We start from the raw sequence: 19765 nt of genomic DNA on the forward strand, positions 1-19765 counted from the left end.
TCCTGATGTTCAGGGTGTATGTGCTGTCCGATCAATCCTCAGGCTGGAGGAGTTCGAGCATCTTGATGGCTGATACGGGGATACGTGTACCGGGGCCGAAGATAGCAGCGACACCTGCCTTGTAGAGGAAATCGTAGTCCTGTGCGGGGATCACACCACCGGCAGTCACGAGTATGTCCTCACGACCGAGTTTCTTGAGTTCTTCGATCACCTGCGGGATGAGGGTCTTGTGACCTGCTGCAAGTGACGATACGCCAAGGATGTGAACGTCGTTCTCCACAGCCTGACGGGCTGCTTCGGCGGGAGTCTGGAAGAGGGGACCCATATCTACGTCAAAACCACAGTCGGCATAGCCTGTAGCAACGACTTTAGCACCGCGGTCGTGACCGTCCTGACCCATCTTTGCGATCATGATACGGGGTTGACGACCTTCGCGTTTAGCGAATTCCTCACACATCTGCTGAGCCTTCACAAAGTCAGGGTCAGCCTTGGTTTCTGATGAATACACTCCTGAAATAGTTCTGATTACTGCTTTATAACGGCCTACGACCTCTTCGCAGGCATCGGAAATTTCACCGAGAGTAGCACGGACGCCAGCGGCCTTGACTGCGAGATCAAGGAGGTTGCCTTCCTTGGTGCGGACGCATTCGGTGATGGCTTCAAGAGCTTTCTTGACAGCCTCTTCGTCACGATGTTCCTTCAGATCGACGAGACGTGCCACCTGATCCTTGCGGACTTCGGTATTGTCGATTTCGAGGATATCGATAGGATCTTCGTGGTCAAGACGATACTTGTTGATACCGACGATGGTCTGACGGCCTGAGTCGATGCGGGCCTGAGTGCGGGCTGAAGCTTCTTCGATACGCATCTTAGGCAGACCGGATTCGATTGCCTTTGCCATACCGCCGAGTTTCTCGATTTCCTGAATGTGTTCCCATGCACGGTGAGCGATCTCGTTGGTGAGAGCCTCCACGTAGTAAGAACCACCCCACGGATCGACCTGCTTGGTGACCATGGTCTCTTCCTGAATGTAGATCTGGGTATTGCGGGCAATACGTGCGGAGAAGTCAGTCGGGAGAGCGATAGCCTCGTCAAGCGCGTTGGTGTGGAGCGACTGAGTGTGGCCGAGGGCTGCACCCATAGCTTCGATACATGTACGGCCAACGTTGTTGAAGGGATCCTGCTCGGTGAGTGACCAGCCGGAAGTCTGCGAGTGTGTGCGCAGTGCGAGTGATTTGGGGTTCTTGGGGTTGAACTGCTTGACGATCTTTGCCCAGAGAAGACGTGCGGCACGCATCTTGGCAACCTCCATGAAGTAGTTCATACCGATAGCCCAGAAGAATGACAGACGGGGAGCGAAAGCATCGATGTCGATACCTGCGTTGATACCTGCGCGGAGATATTCGAGACCGTCAGCGAGTGTATAGGCAAGCTCGATGTCGCATGTTGCGCCGGCCTCCTGCATGTGGTAACCCGAAATTGAGATCGAGTTGAACTTGGGCATGTTCTGCGAGGTATATTCGAAGATGTCGGCGATAATGCGCATCGAGAATTCCGGCGGATAGATATAGGTGTTGCGCACCATGAACTCCTTGAGGATGTCGTTCTGGATAGTACCGGCCATCTCTTCGAGCTTTGCACCCTGTTCGAGACCTGCGTTGATGTAGAAGGCGAGCACGGGAAGTACAGCACCGTTCATGGTCATCGAGACAGACATCTTGTTCAAGGGAATACCTTCGAAGAGCACCTTCATGTCTTCAAGAGAGCAGATGGACACACCGGCCTTACCTACGTCGCCGACTACGCGTTCGTGGTCAGCGTCGTAGCCACGGTGTGTGGCGAGGTCAAATGCCACTGACAGACCCTTCTGACCCGAAGCGAGGTTGCGGCGGTAGAAGGCGTTAGATTCAGCAGCAGTTGAGAAGCCTGCATACTGGCGTATGGTCCAAGGACGGAGGGGATACATCGCGCTGTACGGGCCACGGAGGAAGGGAGGAATACCTGAAACATAGTTGAGGTGTTCGAGACCTTCGAGATCTTCCTTGGTATAGATGGGCTTTACCGGGATGAGTTCGGGGGTAAGCCAGTCTTCCCCCTGAGTTTCGGGAACGTGCTGCTCACCGAAAGCATCTTTTACAATGTCGATTTCTTTGAAATTCGGTTTCATGTCTTAAATATATGTGGGGGTTGACGATTTACTTTTTGAGCAACTTGGCATTGAATGCGCGGAGAGTGTCGAGCACGTTGCAGCGCACATGAACGAAGTCGTTGATGCCGATAGCCTTGAGATCGTCAGTGCAAGCGGGAGCACCGGCAACGACGAATTCTGCACGGCCGTCGAGATACTTGAACGCTGCGGGGGCAAGCTCTGCATACTCGTCATCGCTTGAACAGAGGACCACGATGTCAGCACCCTTTTCGAGAGCTGCATCAACGCCCTGCTCTACGGTGTCGAAACCGAGATTGTCAATGATCTCGTAGCCGGCGCAGCCGAAGAAGTTGGTCGAGAACTGTGCGCGGGCGAGACGCATGGCGAGGTTACCGATGGTGAGCATGAATACTTTCGGACGGTTGGAAGCTGCTTCTGTCTCAAGACGGAGGGCTTCGAAGTCACTTGCAGCACGTTTGGTGGGGAGACCGGCGGGAGTTTCGCAAGCGTCACCGTGACCACCGCATGCGCAGGGGAGTGAACCCTTGAGATCGACGATCTTATCAGCTGCCATCTCGTTGATGTTGGGGTACTGGTTAGTACCGAGAAGGATTTCCTTACGGCGAGCGACGTCGGTGTGACGTTTTTCTGCACTTTCACGGATGGCCTTCTGCACCTTATCGTCATTGCAGCAAGCGAGGAAACCACCGTTATCCTCAACTTCAAGGAAGAGTTTCCATGCTTCCTTAGCGATGGCTACGGTAAGTGTCTCCACATAGTAGCTGCCACCTGCGGGGTCAATGACCTTGTCGAGATGGCTTTCCTCCTTGAGAAGGAACTGCTGATTGCGTGCGATACGCTCCGAGAATTCATCGGGAGTCTTGTAAGGCACGTCGAAAGGAGTGACGGTGATGGAGTCAACGCCTGCGAGTGCGGCCGACATAGCTTCGGTCTGGCTGCGGAGGAGGTTGACATGTGCGTCATAGAGAGTCTGGTTGAAGCGCGAAGTGACAGCGTGGGCCACCATCTTTGCAGCCTCGTCGGATGCACCGTACTGCTTCACGATCTGTGCCCAAAGCATGCGGGCGGCGCGGAACTTGGAAAGTTCCATGAAGAAGTTGGATGATACACCCATGTTGAACTTGATGCGGTCAGCCACCTCGTCGGCACTGCGGCCGGCATCCGTGAGGAGTGTCATCCACTGTGCGCCCCATGCGAGGGCATAGCCGAGTTCTTGGAAGATATATGCACCTGCGTTGCTGAGCATGTCGCTATCGACAGAGAGTACGCGGAGATTCTTGACATCCTTTACAGCATCGAGAATCTCACATGCCATAGCCGTGAGGGTTGCAGGTTCGAATGCCACACCTTTGCGAAGAGGTTTGCGGAAGGGATTGAAGTCGATCGACCCCTTGAATGTATCTGCGCATCCATTGGCTTTCACATACTCTACGAGTGCCTTAGCGAGGGGAAGAGCCTTCTTGATGCAGCAGGTGAAATTGATTTCAACTTTAGCGAGATCGATTCCCTTGAGCATCACTTCGAGAGTCTCGACAGTGGGCTCGTCGATATGGAATCCGAGGGAGGTTACGCCCTTTGTAAGCACGTCGAGAGCCTTTTCATTGGCTTCGGCAGGAGTTTCGGCAATGATTTCCTGACGGGTGAGCCAGTCATTGTCGGTGCGGGTGCCACGGACGTAGGGGAACTCTCCGGGAAGTGAGTTGGTGGTTTTGAAGTCCTCAATGTCTTCCAGACGATACATCGGCTGTACGTTGAATCCTTCATTGGTGCGCCACACTAATTTTTTGTCAAAAGGTGCGCCCTTGAGGTCAGCTTCTACCTTAGCTTTCCACTCTGCGGTGGAGATGGGAGGAAACTGTTCGAACAATTTTTCTTTCTTTTCTGCCATGATTATGGTATTAAATAGTCTGTATCAGGTTTAGGTTAACCGAGATTGCAGTAATTTTGCTCTGCAAAGATAATCGGAAACTTCTTAACAGCAAAAAATATAGAGTGGAAAATTATTATCAGAGTTATCAGGGAGATCAAAGTTGTCAGAGCTGTCAGAGGAATCAAAGTTATCGGGAGGGATTGAGGCTGACAGCGTCATCATCCGGACGCGTGCAGACCGATGCCGCCGTTAAGCATGATTGTTTTGATTCCCTCCGATAGCTCTGATTTCTTCAGCTTACTGCTGCATGAGATAGGCTTTGAAGTCGGCAAAGTCGGCCGTCATGCCGATGGACTGCTTTTCACCTTTCATGAAGGCTGCAAGACGGTCGGGGATGGCTATTTCCGCTCCTATAGCAGCCTCGACCGTGTCCTTGAATTTGGCCGGATGGGCGGTTTCGAGGAATACTCCTGTTTCCCCTTCGCGCAGACCTTCGCGGAGGGCACGGTAACCGCAAGCTCCATGCGGATCAAGCACGTAGCCGGTACGTTCGTAGCACTCACGCATCGTCTCACGTATCTGATCATCTGTGTATGTCGTGCCGCTGATGAGCGATGAGATGCGTTCGTGTGAGTTGCCATAGAGATCAAGAATACGTGCGAAATTACTTGGATCGCCCACGTCCATTGCATTGGCTATGGTCTGAACACTTGCCTTGGGAGAGTAGATGCCGGTCAGGAGATAGTTGAAGAAGATATCGTTGGCATTGTTGGCTGCTATGAAGCGTTTGACCGGAAGTCCCATGCGGTGGGCGAACAGTCCGGCTGTAATATTACCGAAATTACCGCTCGGCACACTGATGACAAGTTCCTCTGCCTTTCCGAGAGCCTTCATCCGTGCGTAGGCATTGAAATAGTAGAACGCTTGGGGGAGGAAGCGGGCCACGTTGATTGAGTTGGCTGATGTGAGGACCATGTGGTCACAGAGTTCCTGATCCATAAATGCGCTTTTGACCAGTCTTTGGCAGTCGTCAAACACACCGTCGATCTCCACGGCTGTGATGTTGCGTCCGAGGGTGGTGAACTGGCACTCCTGAATAGGGCTCACTTTGCCTTTGGGGTACAGGACATAGACATGGATGCCATCGACACCGAGAAAGCCGTTTGCGACAGCTGATCCGGTGTCGCCACTGGTCGCCACGAGTACATTGACCTCGCGCTTGTCCTTACGGCTGCGGATAAAGTATTGCAACAGACGTGCCATGAAGCGTGCGCCGACATCCTTAAACGCAAGCGTGGGGCCGTGGAAGAGTTCGAGGCTGTAGATGTCGGGATCAACTTCCTTTACCGGGCAGTCGAACGAAAGGGTGTCGCATACGATGCGGTCAAGATCTTCTTTAGGTATGTCCTCTCCGAAAAATGCTTCTGCCACGCGACAGGCGATTTCGTGAAACGACATACGGTCGATATTGTCGAAAAATTCTTTAGGCAGAGCTTTGATGCGTTCGGGCATATAGAGTCCACGGTCAGAGGCGAGACCTTTGACAACTGCTTCTTCGAGTCCGGCTTCGGGTGCGTTATGGTTAGTGCTGTAATATTTCATTGGATTATTGATGTATCAGGAGGTGAGTAAATTAAGATAAAGGGGATTCAGCGCATGAAGTTCTGCATGAACTCCTGCAGGCGGAGTTTGCCGAAACTTCCTATTGCGCAGGCTTCTTCGCTGTAGGTTGTCACTGCGTCCGGTTCTACGCCGGGGGTGCGGATGACGAACGGTACAGGCTCGGCTACATGTATGCGTTTCTCTACCGGGGTGGCATGATCAGGCAGCAAGGCTATGCTGACCGGTTCGTCCCATGTGTCAAGTTCAGCGAGAATCGGGGCGACGACACGCCTGTCAAGATACTCGATCGCTTTAAGCTTCAGGTCGAGATCGCCATCGTGGCCTGCCTCGTCGGTAGCTTCGAGATGAAGAAACACAAAGTCATCGGTCCGCAGTGCGTCAAGTGCCGCACGGGTCTTGCCTTCATAATTCGTGTCGGCAAGTCCGGTCATACCGGGCACAATGATGGTCCGCAATCCCGCATAGTGGCCTATGCCGCGTATGAGATCGACAGCTGAGATAACAGCTCCTCTGCTGACCGACGGATACATCTGTTGGAGGGTCAGCATTTTCGGACGGTAGCCCGGACTCCACGGCCAAATCGAGTTGGCTGTAAGGTGTCCTTCGGCTTTTCGGTGGAGATTGATAGGATGATCGGCAAGAAGTTGCTGCGAACGGAGTATGAGATCATTGATCAGATCAGCTGTTTCAGCAGCCGTCATGCGCCCATCTTCGGCAGGGGAGTCAGGTTCGGGCTTGACCAGCAGTGGTCGCCACTCCGCACCGGGATTGTCATGAGGGGGAGCGCAGGTGATATGCTTATTGCCTCCTTTGATTACGAGCAGATGGCGGTACTGAATGCCGGGGATGAACTTCACGCGCTCGTTGCCGAGATGTGAGTCAAGATATTTTATCAGTTCCGTGCCCTCTTCCGTCGTCAGATGTCCACCGTGATGATTGGTTATCTCTCCGGCTTGACCGAGTGTGATTATGTTGCAGCGCATGGCCATGTCGTCAGGCTGCATCTCGTAACCTATGCTTGCGGCTTCGAGCGGTCCGCGCCCCTCATAGACCTCGTTGAGATCATAGCCGAGGATAGCGGTATTGGCCACTTCGCTTCCGGGAGCGAAGCCATCGGGTACAGTGACGAGGAGTCCGCAGCGACCCTCTGCGGCTAAACGGTCAAGTGCAGGTGTGTCAGCATACTGGAGCAGCGTTTTGCCACCCAGAGCGGCAACGGGATGATCCGACATCCCGTCGCCAAGGATGATAAGATGTTTCATGTGGCCGGTTTAGTTGTTGACAGACGACATTATATTTGCAAATACGCCTGCTGCCGTCACTCCCGCGCCAGCTCCATAGCCTTGGATTAGCATGGGATATTCGCGGTATCGTTCGGTGGTGAGGAGCACAATGTTGTTTGATCCTTCGAGTCCATAGAACGGATGGCGGGAATCGACAGCCTCAAGACCGACACTCATGCGGCCCATTTCCATACGCGCCACGAAACGCCAGCGTTTGCCTTCGGATGCAAGTACCTCACGGCGTGACTCGAAATCAGCATCGAGTTCAGGCAGACGTTTCCAGAAATCCTCAAGTGAACCTTCAAAAAGCTCGGCAGGGATGAAAAGATGTTTCTCAACCTCGTCCTGTTCGGCCTTATAGCCTGCCTCACGTGTAAGGATGACAAGTTTACGGACCACATCCTGTCCGCTGAGGTCAATTCTTGGGTCAGGCTCGCTATAGCCCATCTCTTTGGCGAGGCGGACGGTCTCGGAGAAGGGCACTTCAGCTGAAAGTGTATTGAATATGAAGTTGAGTGTACCGCTGAGGACCGCTTCGATTTTCAGGATTCGGTCGCCTGACGATACGAGGTCGTTTATAGTTCCGATGATCGGCAGACCAGCACCGACGTTTGTCTCGAAAAGGAATTTCACCCCGCGTCGGAGTGCGGTGTCCTTCAGGCGGCGATAGGTCTCATAGCTGCTTGACGCCGCAACCTTGTTTGCCGCCACAACTGATATGTTATGGTCGAGGAAACTTTGGTAAAGAGCGGCGACGTCGTGACTTGCCGTGCAGTCAACAAATACACTGTTGAAGATATTCATTCCGATCACTTCGTCGCGCAGACGTTCGGGCGAGCTTTCAGGACTGGCCTCAAGCTGCTCGCGGTAATTAGTGAGGTCAAGTCCTGCACGCGAGAAAATGGCATGGCGGCTCGATGCGATACCGACCACGTTGAGTTTCAGGCGGTGGGTCTTACGGAGGGTTTCCTGCTGACTGCGAATCTGCTCTATGAGCATACCTCCAACCGTACCGATACCGCAGATGAAAAGGTTGAGCTCCTTGTATTCGCTGAGGAAGAAAGAGTCATGGATTACGTTGAGGGATTTGCGCAGGTGATCGCCGTGGACCACAAACGAGATATTGGTCTCGCTTGCACCCTGTGCGCATGCAATGACACTGATACCGCTGCGGCCGAGTGTGCCGAAAAGTTTACCGGCAATACCGGGGGTATGCTTCATGTTCTCACCCACGATAGCGACGGTGGCGAGTCCGCTTTCGGCATGCATGGGGAACATAGCTCCTTCCTCGATTTCCTTGGCGAATTCGTGATTGAGCACACGGACTGCTTCCTCGGCATCCTGATCGCGCACGCCGATGGAAGTCGAGTTTTCCGATGAAGCCTGACTGACCATGAACACTGAAATGCCGTTTTCGGCAAGCGCGGTGAAGATTCGGCGGTTCACGCCGATCACGCCGACCATCGAAAGACCGGTGACGGTGATGAGCGATGTCCCGCTTATGCTTGAGATGCCCTTGATGGGTTTGCGGTCGTCATCTTCAATGTCATTACGGATTATGGTTCCGGGAAGTGACGGGTTGAAGGTGTTTTTGACAAGTATGGGTATATTCTTGACACAGACAGGATAGATTGTCGGTGGATAGATCACCTTTGCTCCGAAGTTGCAGAGCTCCATTGCCTCGACATAGCTGAGCGAGTTGATGGTATATGCCGTTGGGATAACGCGTGGATCAGCCGTCATGAATCCGTCCACGTCAGTCCAGATCTCAAGAGCTTCCGCATTAAGTGCGGCAGCGATGATGGAAGCCGTGTAGTCGCTTCCACCACGACCGAGATTGGTGATCTCGCCCGAATGCTTGTCAGTGCTTATGAATCCGGGTACGATGTGTATGCGTTCGCCGAGCACCTCATTGCGAAACTCCTCGGTGACAAGCCTTTTTGTCAGCTCGCTGTCAAGAATGTAGCGGCCGTGCTTACGTTCGGTCTTGATGAATGCACGTGAGTCATGAAGCATACTTCCGCTGATGAGACGTGCCACTATGCGGCTGCTCAGGCGTTCGCCGTAGCTCACGATTGCAGCCTGAGTCTTGGGACTGAGATCACGGATCAGATAGACTCCCTGATATATCGACGACAGTTCGGCAAGAAGCTGATTTACTTCTTTCACAAGCTCCTCGCGTCGGTCTGTTATCACTCCGGCTATAATATCATGATGACGTGTGACTATGTGTTCAAAGAGAGTCCGGTATTCATCGCTGCCTTCAGCAGCACTGCGGGCTGTCTTGATAAGAAGGTCCGTGACACCACCGAGGGCACTTACGACAATAATGGTCGGCAGACTCTGACCTTCGACGATCTCCTTGAGGTTAAGGAGGCTGTTTACGGAACCTACGGATGTCCCGCCAAATTTTAATACTTTCATTTTGTGTGTGAAAAAATGTTTTGCCTTGCCGTTGGTGACAGTCATGAATGAGGCTGTAGCGGCTGTTGGCGAAATAACTTTACAAACAGTTGTTTAATTTAGAGGGCAAAATTAAGCAAATTTATTTGCTGTGGCAATGCTTTTGTTGAAAATGTTAATGCAAAGCCTGTCGTTTAGGGGTTTAGATACGTTTTGTTTATATCAAAAGGAGTGTTTTTCATGATCGCTTTTTCGGATGGATGGGGATATAATCGGAGAAAATGCTTAAATTTGCAGTCATAAATAATATAATCGCTATGGCAGAAAGCACCCTATTGTCACGTCTGGACGGTATAGAGGCCCGCTTTGAGGAAGTGGGGACACTGATCACCGACCCTTCGGTGATTCAGGATATGAAACGTTATGTCCGACTGACCAAGGAATACAAGGATCTTGAAAAGCTCACGGCCGTGACACGGCATTACCGTTCGCTCCTCGGAAACATAGATGAGGCGCGCGAGGTGCTTTCGTCGGAAAATGATCCCGAACTCCGCGACATGGCCAAGGAGGAACTTGACGAGGCTACCGCCGCGCTTCCAGCCATAGAGGAGGAGATCAAGCTGCTTCTGATCCCTGCCGATCCGGAGGATAGCAAGAATGCTATAGTTGAAATCCGCGGAGGTACGGGTGGTGACGAAGCGGCCATCTTTGCCGGTGACCTGTATAAAATGTATGTCAAATACTGCGAGTCCAAGGGATGGAATGTCGCCGTCACCAGTTTCAGTGAGGGTGCAGCCGGTGGATTCAAGGAAATTGTCATGGCTGTTACCGGTGACAATGTATATGGCACGATGAAGTATGAGAGCGGTGTCCACCGCGTGCAGCGAGTCCCGGCGACTGAGACGCAGGGCCGTGTCCACACGTCGGCGGCTACGGTGGCTGTGCTCCCCGAAGCAGAGGCGTTTGACGTTGAGATCAACGAAGGCGAGATAAAGTGGGACACGTTCCGTTCGGGTGGTGCCGGCGGCCAGAACGTCAACAAGGTTGAATCAGGCGTGCGCCTGCGCTACATGTGGCGTAACCCCAACACCGGGGAGACCGAGGAGATCCTCATCGAATGTACGGAGACGCGTGACCAGCCCAAGAATAAGGAACGTGCATTGAGCCGTCTGCGCACATTCATCTATGACAAGGAACATCAGAAGTACATAGACGATATCGCTTCGCGCCGAAAGACACTTGTCTCGACCGGCGACCGTTCGGCCAAGATCCGTACATACAATTATCCGCAGGGCCGAATCACCGACCATCGTATAAACTATACCATATATAATCTGCAGTCATTCATGGACGGCGAGATTCAGGATGTGATTGATCAGCTCACCATTGCTGAAAATGCCGAGAAGCTGAAGGCTGCGGAGCTGTAAGACCGTCACTCTTTAAAATGAAGCAATCTGCGGTCAGGCATTGATCAGGTATAGGAACAGGTATCCGATTGAAAACTATTAAAACATTATACAAAACGATGAATCGCCATCAAATCATTGAACAGATCAAGAAAAAAGGATCATTCCTCTGCGTAGGTCTCGATACCGACATCAAGAAGGTGCCCAAGCATCTCCTTAACGAAGAAGATCCTATTTTCGCTTTCAACAAAGCCATCATCGACGCTACCGCTCCTTATTGCGTCGCTTACAAGCCCAACACTGCTTTCTATGAAAGCCTCGGCACTGACGGCTGGAAATCTCTGGAACGCACAGTGAACTATCTGCGTGAGAACTACCCCGAACAATTCATCATCGCTGATGCAAAGCGCGGAGACATCGGTAACACATCCTCGCTTTATGCGCGTGCGTTTTTCGAGAGCATGGGTGTGGATGCCATCACGGTAGCTCCCTACATGGGTTTTGACAGCGTCAAGCCTTTCATGGACTATGAAGGCAAGTGGGTGATTCTTCTCGCGCTGACTTCAAATCCCGGCAGTCATGACTTCCAGTTCCGCACGGACATGACCGGTACACGTCTTTTCGAGCAGGTGCTCGAAACAGCACAGAAATGGGGCAGCAATGACAATCTGATGTTTGTTGTCGGTGCCACTCAGGGTGCCATGTTCGCTGAAGTCCGCCGCGTTGCTCCTACCAGTTTCCTCCTCGTCCCCGGTGTTGGTGCGCAGGGTGGAAGCCTTGAGGAAGTGGCCAAATGGGGCATGACTCATGAGTGTGGTCTGCTCGTGAACTCATCACGTGGTATCATCTACGCTTCATCCGGCGATGATTTTGCTGAGGCCGCTGCTGCTGAGGCCCGCAAGCTACGCGATCACATGACAATACTTCTCTCCACCTATGGTGTGATCTGATAAGTTTACGATAAACGTTTTTACAGCATCCGGTTCTTGTCAGCTGACAAGCTTCCGGATGCTGTTTTTCATTTTACCGGTTATAGGGTAGGGGGCATGACGGATAACCGGACAACAGATGGACTGAATTATATCAATGGCGGTAGATGATGTTAAAAATACGGTATTTTCAGGTTGATAGCTGATTAAATTTTTGATAAATAGGATAAAAAAACTATATTTGCACACTGATATAGTAACATTTAGTAAATATCGAGTCATAAAATACCGACCTTATTGTACTGAAGCTTAATCTTAAAATCAAAAAATAAATTAAATCTCTATACCATTCATCAAGTATGAAAAAATCATTACTTTTTTCGGCTCTTGCCGTGCTCTGCACAGTCGGAGTATCCGCACGCGAGACGACAAACCGTCTCGAATCTTTCCCCGGTGCGGAGGGCTACGGCCGTTACACTACCGGTGGACGTGGGGGTAAAGTCTATCATGTCACTACACTTGAGGATAACAATCAGCCGGGATCGTTCCGCTACGCATGTAATCAGTCAGGTGCCCGTACGATTGTCTTCGATGTTTCGGGAACAATTTTTCTGACATCTGAGCTGCGTTTGAGAAATGGCAATGTTACGATTGCCGGACAGACAGCTCCCGGTGACGGTGTTTGTATTGCGGATTATCCCTTTACTATTAGCGCAAAGAATGTCATCATCCGCTTTATGCGTTTCCGCGTAGGCAATAGAAATGTTGCATATCACGAGGGAGACGGTCTCGGTGGAATGGATACCGAGAACGTTATGATCGACCACTGCTCAGTCAGCTGGAGTATTGATGAATGTTTGTCCGTTTATGGAAGCAAAAACATCACAGTTCAATGGTGTATTGCCGCCCAGAGTCTGAGAAATTCCGGACATTCAAAGGGAAGCCACGGCTATGGTGGCAACTGGGGCGGTAGTGGAGCAAGCTATCACCACAATCTGATTGCCCATCATGCATCGCGCACTCCGCGTCTCGGTCCGCGTCCCGGTACGCAGACGGACGAAAGGATGGATATGCGTAACAATGTGATCTATAATCATGGTAGCCTTGGTTGTTATGGCGGTGAAGGCATGAACGTCAACATTGTGAACAACTACTATAAAGTAGGCCCGCAGAAAAATAATCATCCCCAGCGTATAGCCGGTGTCGGTGTCCGTACGTCGGACTATACCGGTCATAATACCTCTTCTCCCAATCAGTGGGATGTGATGTGGCATAAATGGGGTACATTCTATGTGACAGGCAACGTTAATCCTACTTATTCTACAGTTTCCAATGACAACTGGACTTACGGAATACGTAATGAGATTGATAACTCGAAATGTGATAATACGTTTAATTCGGACGTAGAACGTGAGATGCGTCTTGATCTTCCGATAGAATATGTATATACTACAACCCATTCGGCCGAAAAAGCTTATGAAAAGGTTCTGGCCGGTGTAGGAGCTTCCTTACACCGCGATGCGCTTGACGAGATAATAGTTAACGATGTCAAAAATGGTGTCGCTACTTTCGGAGAGAATGGTATTGTTGATTCTCAGGATCAAATTAAATATTCAGATGGTACTACCGGATGGCCTGTACTGAAGAGTGAAGAAGCTAAAAAGGATAGCGACGGTGACGGTATCCCCGATGAGTGGGAAATCGCAAATGGTATGAATCCTGAAGATGCTTCTGACGGAGCAAAGACCGGATCGGACGGATACACCAATTTAGAGTTCTATATGAACTCTCTTGTGGCTGATGTAATGGCAAATTGTAATAGCGATGGTAAGATGCTTAACGGAACTCTTACATTCGCAGATCCTGCAGTGGAGCTTCCGGTTTATGACAACGGAAGTAACGATGATGTCTCACGCCAAGATTATGAGCTTTCCGTATCGACTTACGCAGGAGGTACGACAGACATGGCCTTTGATGGTGGTTTTATCATCACTAACACCAAAGGTAAGGGTTATGCAACCGGTAAAGAAGATTGCATCAAATATTCTGTCGGTGTCCAATATACAGTGAAACTGCCTGAAGATATGTCTGTGGAAGGCATGACCATATATGGTTATGATAATTATGACGGTGAAGATTCGAAGTTCTCTGAAATTAACGGTTCTTCTGTGGATTATATCTTCCCGCAGAAGGTCGGGGGTGAGAACCAGTATGTCACTCACGAGCATAAATTCGCTACTCCTGTAAGTAACTCGTTCACGTTCACCCCGTCTGGTAAACAAGTAGTCCTGAAATTTACACTTCATACGCTCAAGGGTGAGAATTCTGCTATCGAGGAGATCGAGATGGACCAGGCGGCCGGCAATGGCAAGATCTACAACATCATGGGTATTGAGGTGAAAGAGCCGCTTCTGCCCGGTGTCTATATCCGTGACGGTAAGAAATTTATTGTACGCTGATAGTAATTAAATCGGCATAATTCCGTTGTAGGGATACATTTCGATGATGTCTGATAAGTCTGCTGACTTGATACGGACGGATCGTAAATGTGTCCCTACAATGGCATTAATATAAAGAAAATATGCGTAAAATCACTACATTCATCACGGCCCTGACTCTCGGCTGCGGATTACTGACAGCTGGAGTCCCGGCAAACCAGCTTCCCGCTTTCCCCGGAGCTGAGGGTTTCGGACGTTACACCACTGGTGGTCGTGGGGGAACGGTCTATCATGTCACCACTCTTGAGGATAATGACCAACCGGGATCATTCCGTTATGCCTGCAATCAGTCCGGTCCGCGTACCATAGTTTTTGATGTTGCAGGTACTATATTCCTGAAATCACATCTGCGTCTGGAGAATCCTGATGTCACGATAGCCGGTCAGACGGCTCCGGGCGATGGAGTGTGTATAGCTGATTATCCTTTCCTGATCAGTGCGGACAATGTGATAATCCGGTTCATGCGTTTCCGTCTCGGAGACCGTCAGATGGCTCATCACGAGGGTGACGGCCTTGGTGGCAGTAACCACCGTAATATAATGGTGGATCATTGCTCGGTGAGCTGGAGTATCGACGAGTGTCTGTCGGTCTATGGCATGACTGACTGCACGGTGCAGTGGTGTATAGCTTCCCATAGTCTGCACAACAGCGGTCATAAGAAGGGTGCTCACGGTTATGGCGGTAACTGGGGTGGCAGCGGAGCGAGCTATCATCACAATCTTTTGGCTCATCACGTCTCGCGCACACCCCGCCTCGGCCCAAGTCCTTACACGCAGACTGACGAACGTATGGATCTCCGAAACAATGTCATCTATAACTACGGTTCTAACGGATGCTACGGAGGCGAGGGAATGACGGTCAATATAGTCAATAATTATTTCCGTCCCGGAGCTACTAATAACGTCAATCCTGAAAGAATTGCGAGTCCGGGCATACGCACGGTGCGCTATTGCCTCAACACCCGTGGTCTCGCCCATGATTACAACCGGCGTTTTAGTGCGGACGTGACGCGCGACGATGTGAAGGGTCTGCGTGCAGGCACTCCGTCCGACGGCCGTAATCAGGTTTCGATCGGTGGCCGTGTGTTTGACATAGACATGACCGACAGCAGTATTGATGCCGACGGAGAGAAAATGAAAGTGGGTTGGAATGTCTGGGTTCCTATGCTTCATAAGTGGGGACATTTCTATGTACAGGGTAATGTCAACCATGAGATTGCAGCCGTCGGCTCTGATAATTGGAAACTCGGAGTGGTGGATCAGATACGCCCCGAAGAATTTGACAATTACTGGGATGACCGGATCGAGCGTGAGATTCGGATGGATGTTCCTATGGAATATGTCCATACGACCACTCACTCTGCCGATAAAGCTTATGAGCTTGTGCTTGCATGCGCCGGAGCATCGCTCAGACGTGATGCCTACGATGAAACCGTGATCAGCGATGCCCGTGACGGAAAGGCGAGTTTCGGCAACAACGGTATAATCGATTCGCAGGATCAGGTGGTCTATCCCGACGGAAGCCGGGGATGGCCTGCGCTTAAAGGCGGAAAGGCGGAGCGAGATACTGATGGTGACGGAATGCCGGACAAGTGGGAGAAATCACACGGACTTGATCCAAAAAATCCTGCCGACGGAAATCTTGTGACTGAATCGGGATATACAAATCTTGAAGTTTATCTGAACTCAATAGTCGCTCCGATAATGGAAGCCGGACTTGCCGACGGGAAACTCATGGATGGAAAGCAGCAGTTTTCTTCAGAAAACTTTGATAAGAATTTCGATGACCGTACTCTACGGCTCGACTATCTTTTTTCCGCCACTCCCGACGGTGGACGTGGAGTCCATCTTTCGGATCAGTCGGTGACCGACGGATGGGCCGGACGTCGCCACAACCTTTCGGGTCTCCCGCGTCAAGGCGGAGGCATCGTAACGGTATGCTCGGAGGCTACAGGCGACACACTCTACCAGACATCCTTTTCGTCGCTATATCATGAGTGGCTCTCCACGGATGAAGCTGCATCTACAGCCAAGGCATTCGAGCATACAGTGCTCCTGCCTTATCCCAAAGAGCCGGCGGTGATATCGATAGATCTGCTTGACAGCCGTCACGAGACTATGACTTCGATGAAACACCGCTTTGATCCGAAAGATATTCTCGTTGCCGTCAAGGGGAAGGGGAAAGTCCCGGAGCACCGCTACATACACCGTGGCGGTGATCCGGCTGAGGTTATAGATGTGGCGATTCTTGCCGAAGGCTACACGGAGGCGGAGATGGATAGTTTCTACCGCCATGCCGAGGTTGCTGTAGAGTCCATCCTGTCACATGAACCGTTCAAGAGCCGTGCTTCGAAATTCAATTTTGTCGCTGTGGCCACTCCCTCGGATGATTCAGGTGTAAGTGTCCCGCGTTTAGGTGACTGGAAATCGACAGCATTTTCATCAAATTTCAGCACTTTCTATTCTGACCGTTATCTGACGACGCTCCATGTCAAGGATATTCACGATGCTATCGCCGGTATTCCGTACGAACATATAATTATACTGGCGAATACCGATGAATACGGTGGAGGTGGTATCTACAACAGCTATACATTGACCACGGCCCGCCACAAGAATTTCCGCCCTGTCGTTGTCCATGAGTTCGGTCATAGCTTCGGAGGACTTGCCGATGAATATTTCTACGAGGGAGATGTGATGGAGGAGAGTTATCCTCTTGATGTCGAGCCGTGGGAGCCTAATATCACCACATTGGTGGATTTTGATAGCAAGTGGAAACCAATTTTGGCAGAGGGAACGCCTGTGCCGACTCCTGTCAAGGATGCTGACAAGTATCCGGTCGGTCTGTATGAAGGTGGTGGATATTCGTTCAAAGGCGTCTATCGTCCGGCGGACCGGTGCAGGATGCGCGATAACGAATGGCCTGTTTTTTGTCCGGCTTGTCAACGGGCTTTGGCTAATCTCATTGATTTCTACGTCAGTGAATGAAAAAAAGATAATAGATTTTTGCTAAATCGATTTTTATCCTTACCTTTGCACCGCCATTACGAATCCACGCGCCCTACCAGCGCATTTTCGGTAAAATTGACAACAAAAACTCCAGATAACAAAATGAAAGCAGATCTCCATCCTTCCAACTACCGCGAAGTAGTATTCAAGGACATGTCAAACGATGAAATCTTCATCACCCGTTCTACTGTCGCATCTAAGGAAACTATCGAAGTTGACGGCGTGACCTATCCTCTGGTCAAGCTTGAAATCACCAGCTCGTCACACCCCTTCTTCACAGGTAAGCAGAAGCTTGTCGATACCGCAGGTCGCGTGGATAAGTTCATGAGCCGCTACGGTAACCGCAAGAAGAAGTAATCCTGCTTCCTCAATCAGAGGCACATCATTGCTTCAAAGCATAACGCGCGCTTCATATTTCCGAGATATAATCCGGTGAATATGAAGCGCGTGTTGCGTCCGGACAATAGCATTGATGAATCCGGGCAATAGTTAGGGTTCGTCATGAAATCATCTGCCCGGTCGGTGTTTCTTGGGCTTGCAAATGCTTTGCCGTCTTAATAATTCTCCGTAAATTTGCAGTTGAACTGATTCAAACTTTTAGAACTGATCAAAAACAAACGCGAAATCTTAACTTGTAGTAAGTTTAGGCAGTTCCGCAGTAAAAGTTTATACTTGAAATTTATATTCCATATATGAAATTCTCTCGTCTGAGCATTCTTGCTCTCCTCATGTCATGGTCATCATTCGGTCTGATCAGTGCATCGGTGAATGACCTGCCTACCCGTGAGGTCAATGGACATATCTATCATTATTATGAGGTCGCTCCAAAGGAGACTGTCTATTCGATCTGCCACCGTCTCGGCATTACCAAGGATGAACTTGTCCAATCCAACCCGACTGTGGCCGACGGCCTGCGTGCGGGGATGATCCTCTTTTTCCCTGTCGATGGTAATGATCACGCAAGCTCTGCTCCGACAACAGCTACGCCCGGTGTAACCATGATCACGCATCAGGTGGAAAAGGGCCAGACCATCTATGGAATAGCCACCAAGTATGGGATCTCGACACAGGATCTGATAGACCAGAATCCGATCGTCAGCGAGGGGCTTAAAGCCGGGCAGACGCTTCATCTTACTGTGCCCGACAGGAATGTTGCCGTTGCTGTTACTAATTCGTCGGCTGCCGAGAAAGCTGTGACTCCACCTGTGATCGATGAGGGATATATAGTTAAGAAAAAAGAGACTTTTTACTCGATTGCCAATGCTCACGGAATAACCGTGGCGCAACTTGAAGCCGCAAATCCGGGTATCACTGTGCTCCGTGAAGGACAGGTGCTGACAATTCCGGGACAGCAGGCTGCGATGACTGTTGAAAACGTTGTGGAGAATGTTCCGGCGGATGTGACCGCCCCCGTTGTTTCAGCAGTCCCCTCAATTCCCGGCGAGTTGAGTGTGGCAAATGATTCAACGGCTACTGTCAGTGTAGAGGAACTTGCGACGGCTTCAGGTGTAACGCCCCAACAGACTGAACTGTCGGTGGCCGTAGTGCTTCCGTTCATGCTCAATGAGGAGAATCCTGCCAAGAGTGCGCAACGCTACACTGAGTTTTACAAGGGTCTGCTGATTGCAGCTGACAGTCTGCGAAACAACGGTCAGCCTGTGCGCATAAGCGTGTATGATACGGAGGGATCTACAGCAAAGGTCAATGAGATCATTGCCAATCCGGAGTTAAAGACTCACCGGATGATCATAGCTCCCGACAATCTCGAACAATTTGCCATGCTCGGTGAGTTCGGTCGCGTCAACAACATAAAGGTGCTCAATAATTTTATTGTCCGCGATGAGACTTACCGGACCAATCCCGCTGTCATGCAGGGTAATATTCCGAGTAGTCTTATGCTTGACAAGGCTGTCAATGCATTCGCCGACCGTATGGGCGGTACGACTCCGGTATTCCTTACGCTCTCTGACGGACTCAATGACAAGGGAGAGTTTGTGGATGCGCTCAAAAAGACTCTTGACGGGCGCGGAATTGCCTATAAGACCATAAATGCCGATGGACGTCTGACGCAGAATGATCTCAAGTCTCTTCCCGCTGAAGGTAACTACACCTTTGTGCCGACATCCGGCCGCCAGAGCGATGTCAACCGTCTTCTTCCGGCCATAATCGAGTGGCGTGATGAGGCGATAACTCCTTTTGTGAAAGTGATGGGCTACCCCGAATGGATCACCTTCAGAGGCGAGACGCTGACGAATATGCATAATCTTAACACTTATGTCTATTCCCGCTTTTTTGACGATGAGGATGCTCCTCGGTCAAAGGATATAGAACAGAAATTCAAGAGATGGTATGGCGCGGGAATGGAGAATGCTATTCCGCGGCAGGGTCTTCTCGGATTCGACACAGGTATGTTTGTGTTCAATTATCTCAAGGATTCCGGTGCGCGATATGACGGCGTTCAGAATGGTTTCAGTTTCTCAGTTCCTGAAGGAGCGTCAGGCGATTGCAACTCATTGCTCTACATAGTCAACTATCGTCCCGGTGGTCTTGTCGAAAAGATTAATCTTTGATAAAG

At 50.7% G+C, this 19765-nt stretch carries 11 protein-coding genes and 2 pseudogenes; 8 read left to right on the top strand and 5 right to left on the bottom strand.

Going from position 1 to position 19765, the window contains the following annotated elements; translation table 11 throughout:
* Positions 1-31 precede the first annotated feature (31 nt).
* The 5 genes from scpA to thrA all read right to left on the bottom strand — a co-directional run bounded on the left by scpA (position 32) and on the right by thrA (position 9370).
* The gene (gene scpA / locus K2G41_RS06145) at positions 32-2167 is read right to left on the bottom strand and encodes a methylmalonyl-CoA mutase (protein WP_300116468.1); all 2136 of its coding nucleotides are present in this window, start codon (positions 2165-2167) and stop codon (positions 32-34) included.
* A 28-nt stretch (positions 2168-2195) separates the two neighbouring features.
* Positions 2196-4058, bottom strand: coding sequence for a methylmalonyl-CoA mutase small subunit (gene mutA / locus K2G41_RS06150; RefSeq protein WP_300116470.1), 1863 nt, complete (start codon positions 4056-4058; stop codon positions 2196-2198).
* A 279-nt stretch (positions 4059-4337) separates the two neighbouring features.
* Positions 4338-5642 carry a threonine synthase gene (thrC, locus tag K2G41_RS06155; RefSeq protein ID WP_300116471.1) on the bottom strand — a complete coding sequence of 435 codons (1305 nt, stop codon included), beginning with the start codon at positions 5640-5642 and terminating at the stop codon, positions 4338-4340.
* A 47-nt stretch (positions 5643-5689) separates the two neighbouring features.
* Positions 5690-6925 (bottom strand): cofactor-independent phosphoglycerate mutase, encoded by a 1236-nt coding sequence (locus K2G41_RS06160; RefSeq protein WP_300116473.1) that lies wholly within the window; start codon positions 6923-6925, stop codon positions 5690-5692.
* Between the two features lie 9 nt (positions 6926-6934).
* Positions 6935-9370 carry a bifunctional aspartate kinase/homoserine dehydrogenase I gene (gene thrA / locus K2G41_RS06165; RefSeq protein ID WP_300116475.1) on the bottom strand — a complete coding sequence of 812 codons (2436 nt, stop codon included), beginning with the start codon at positions 9368-9370 and terminating at the stop codon, positions 6935-6937.
* 296 nt (positions 9371-9666) lie between these two features.
* Here thrA and prfA point away from each other — a divergent pair, with 296 nt between their 5' ends.
* The 8 genes and pseudogenes from prfA (at position 9667) to K2G41_RS06200 (ending at position 19760) form a co-directional block, all read left to right on the top strand.
* Positions 9667-10776, top strand: coding sequence for a peptide chain release factor 1 (gene prfA / locus K2G41_RS06170; protein WP_300116477.1), 1110 nt, complete (start codon positions 9667-9669; stop codon positions 10774-10776).
* Positions 10777-10874: 98 nt separating this feature from the next.
* Positions 10875-11705, top strand: a complete 831-nt coding sequence (pyrF, locus tag K2G41_RS06175) for an orotidine-5'-phosphate decarboxylase (RefSeq protein ID WP_300116479.1) — start codon at positions 10875-10877, stop codon at positions 11703-11705.
* Between the two features lie 338 nt (positions 11706-12043).
* Entirely contained in the window at positions 12044-14143 is a 2100-nt protein-coding gene (locus tag K2G41_RS06180) for a pectate lyase (RefSeq protein WP_300116481.1), read from the top strand.
* 122 nt (positions 14144-14265) lie between these two features.
* Positions 14266-15141, top strand: a pseudogene (locus K2G41_RS06185) (hypothetical protein); the annotation flags it as partial.
* 372 nt (positions 15142-15513) lie between these two features.
* A pseudogene (locus K2G41_RS12385) lies at positions 15514-15804 on the top strand (thrombospondin type 3 repeat-containing protein); the annotation flags it as partial.
* A gap of 111 nt (positions 15805-15915) precedes the next feature.
* Entirely contained in the window at positions 15916-17169 is a 1254-nt protein-coding gene (locus K2G41_RS06190) for a M64 family metallopeptidase (RefSeq protein WP_300116507.1), read from the top strand.
* A gap of 123 nt (positions 17170-17292) precedes the next feature.
* On the top strand, positions 17293-17547 hold the full coding sequence (locus tag K2G41_RS06195; protein ID WP_107033022.1) for a type B 50S ribosomal protein L31: 255 nt from the start codon (positions 17293-17295) through the stop codon (positions 17545-17547).
* A 335-nt stretch (positions 17548-17882) separates the two neighbouring features.
* Positions 17883-19760, top strand: coding sequence for a LysM peptidoglycan-binding domain-containing protein (locus tag K2G41_RS06200; protein WP_300116484.1), 1878 nt, complete (start codon positions 17883-17885; stop codon positions 19758-19760).
* Positions 19761-19765: the final 5 nt, after the last annotated feature.

The organism is Duncaniella sp., assembly GCF_029056165.1.
GTDB lineage: Bacteria > Bacteroidota > Bacteroidia > Bacteroidales > Muribaculaceae > Duncaniella.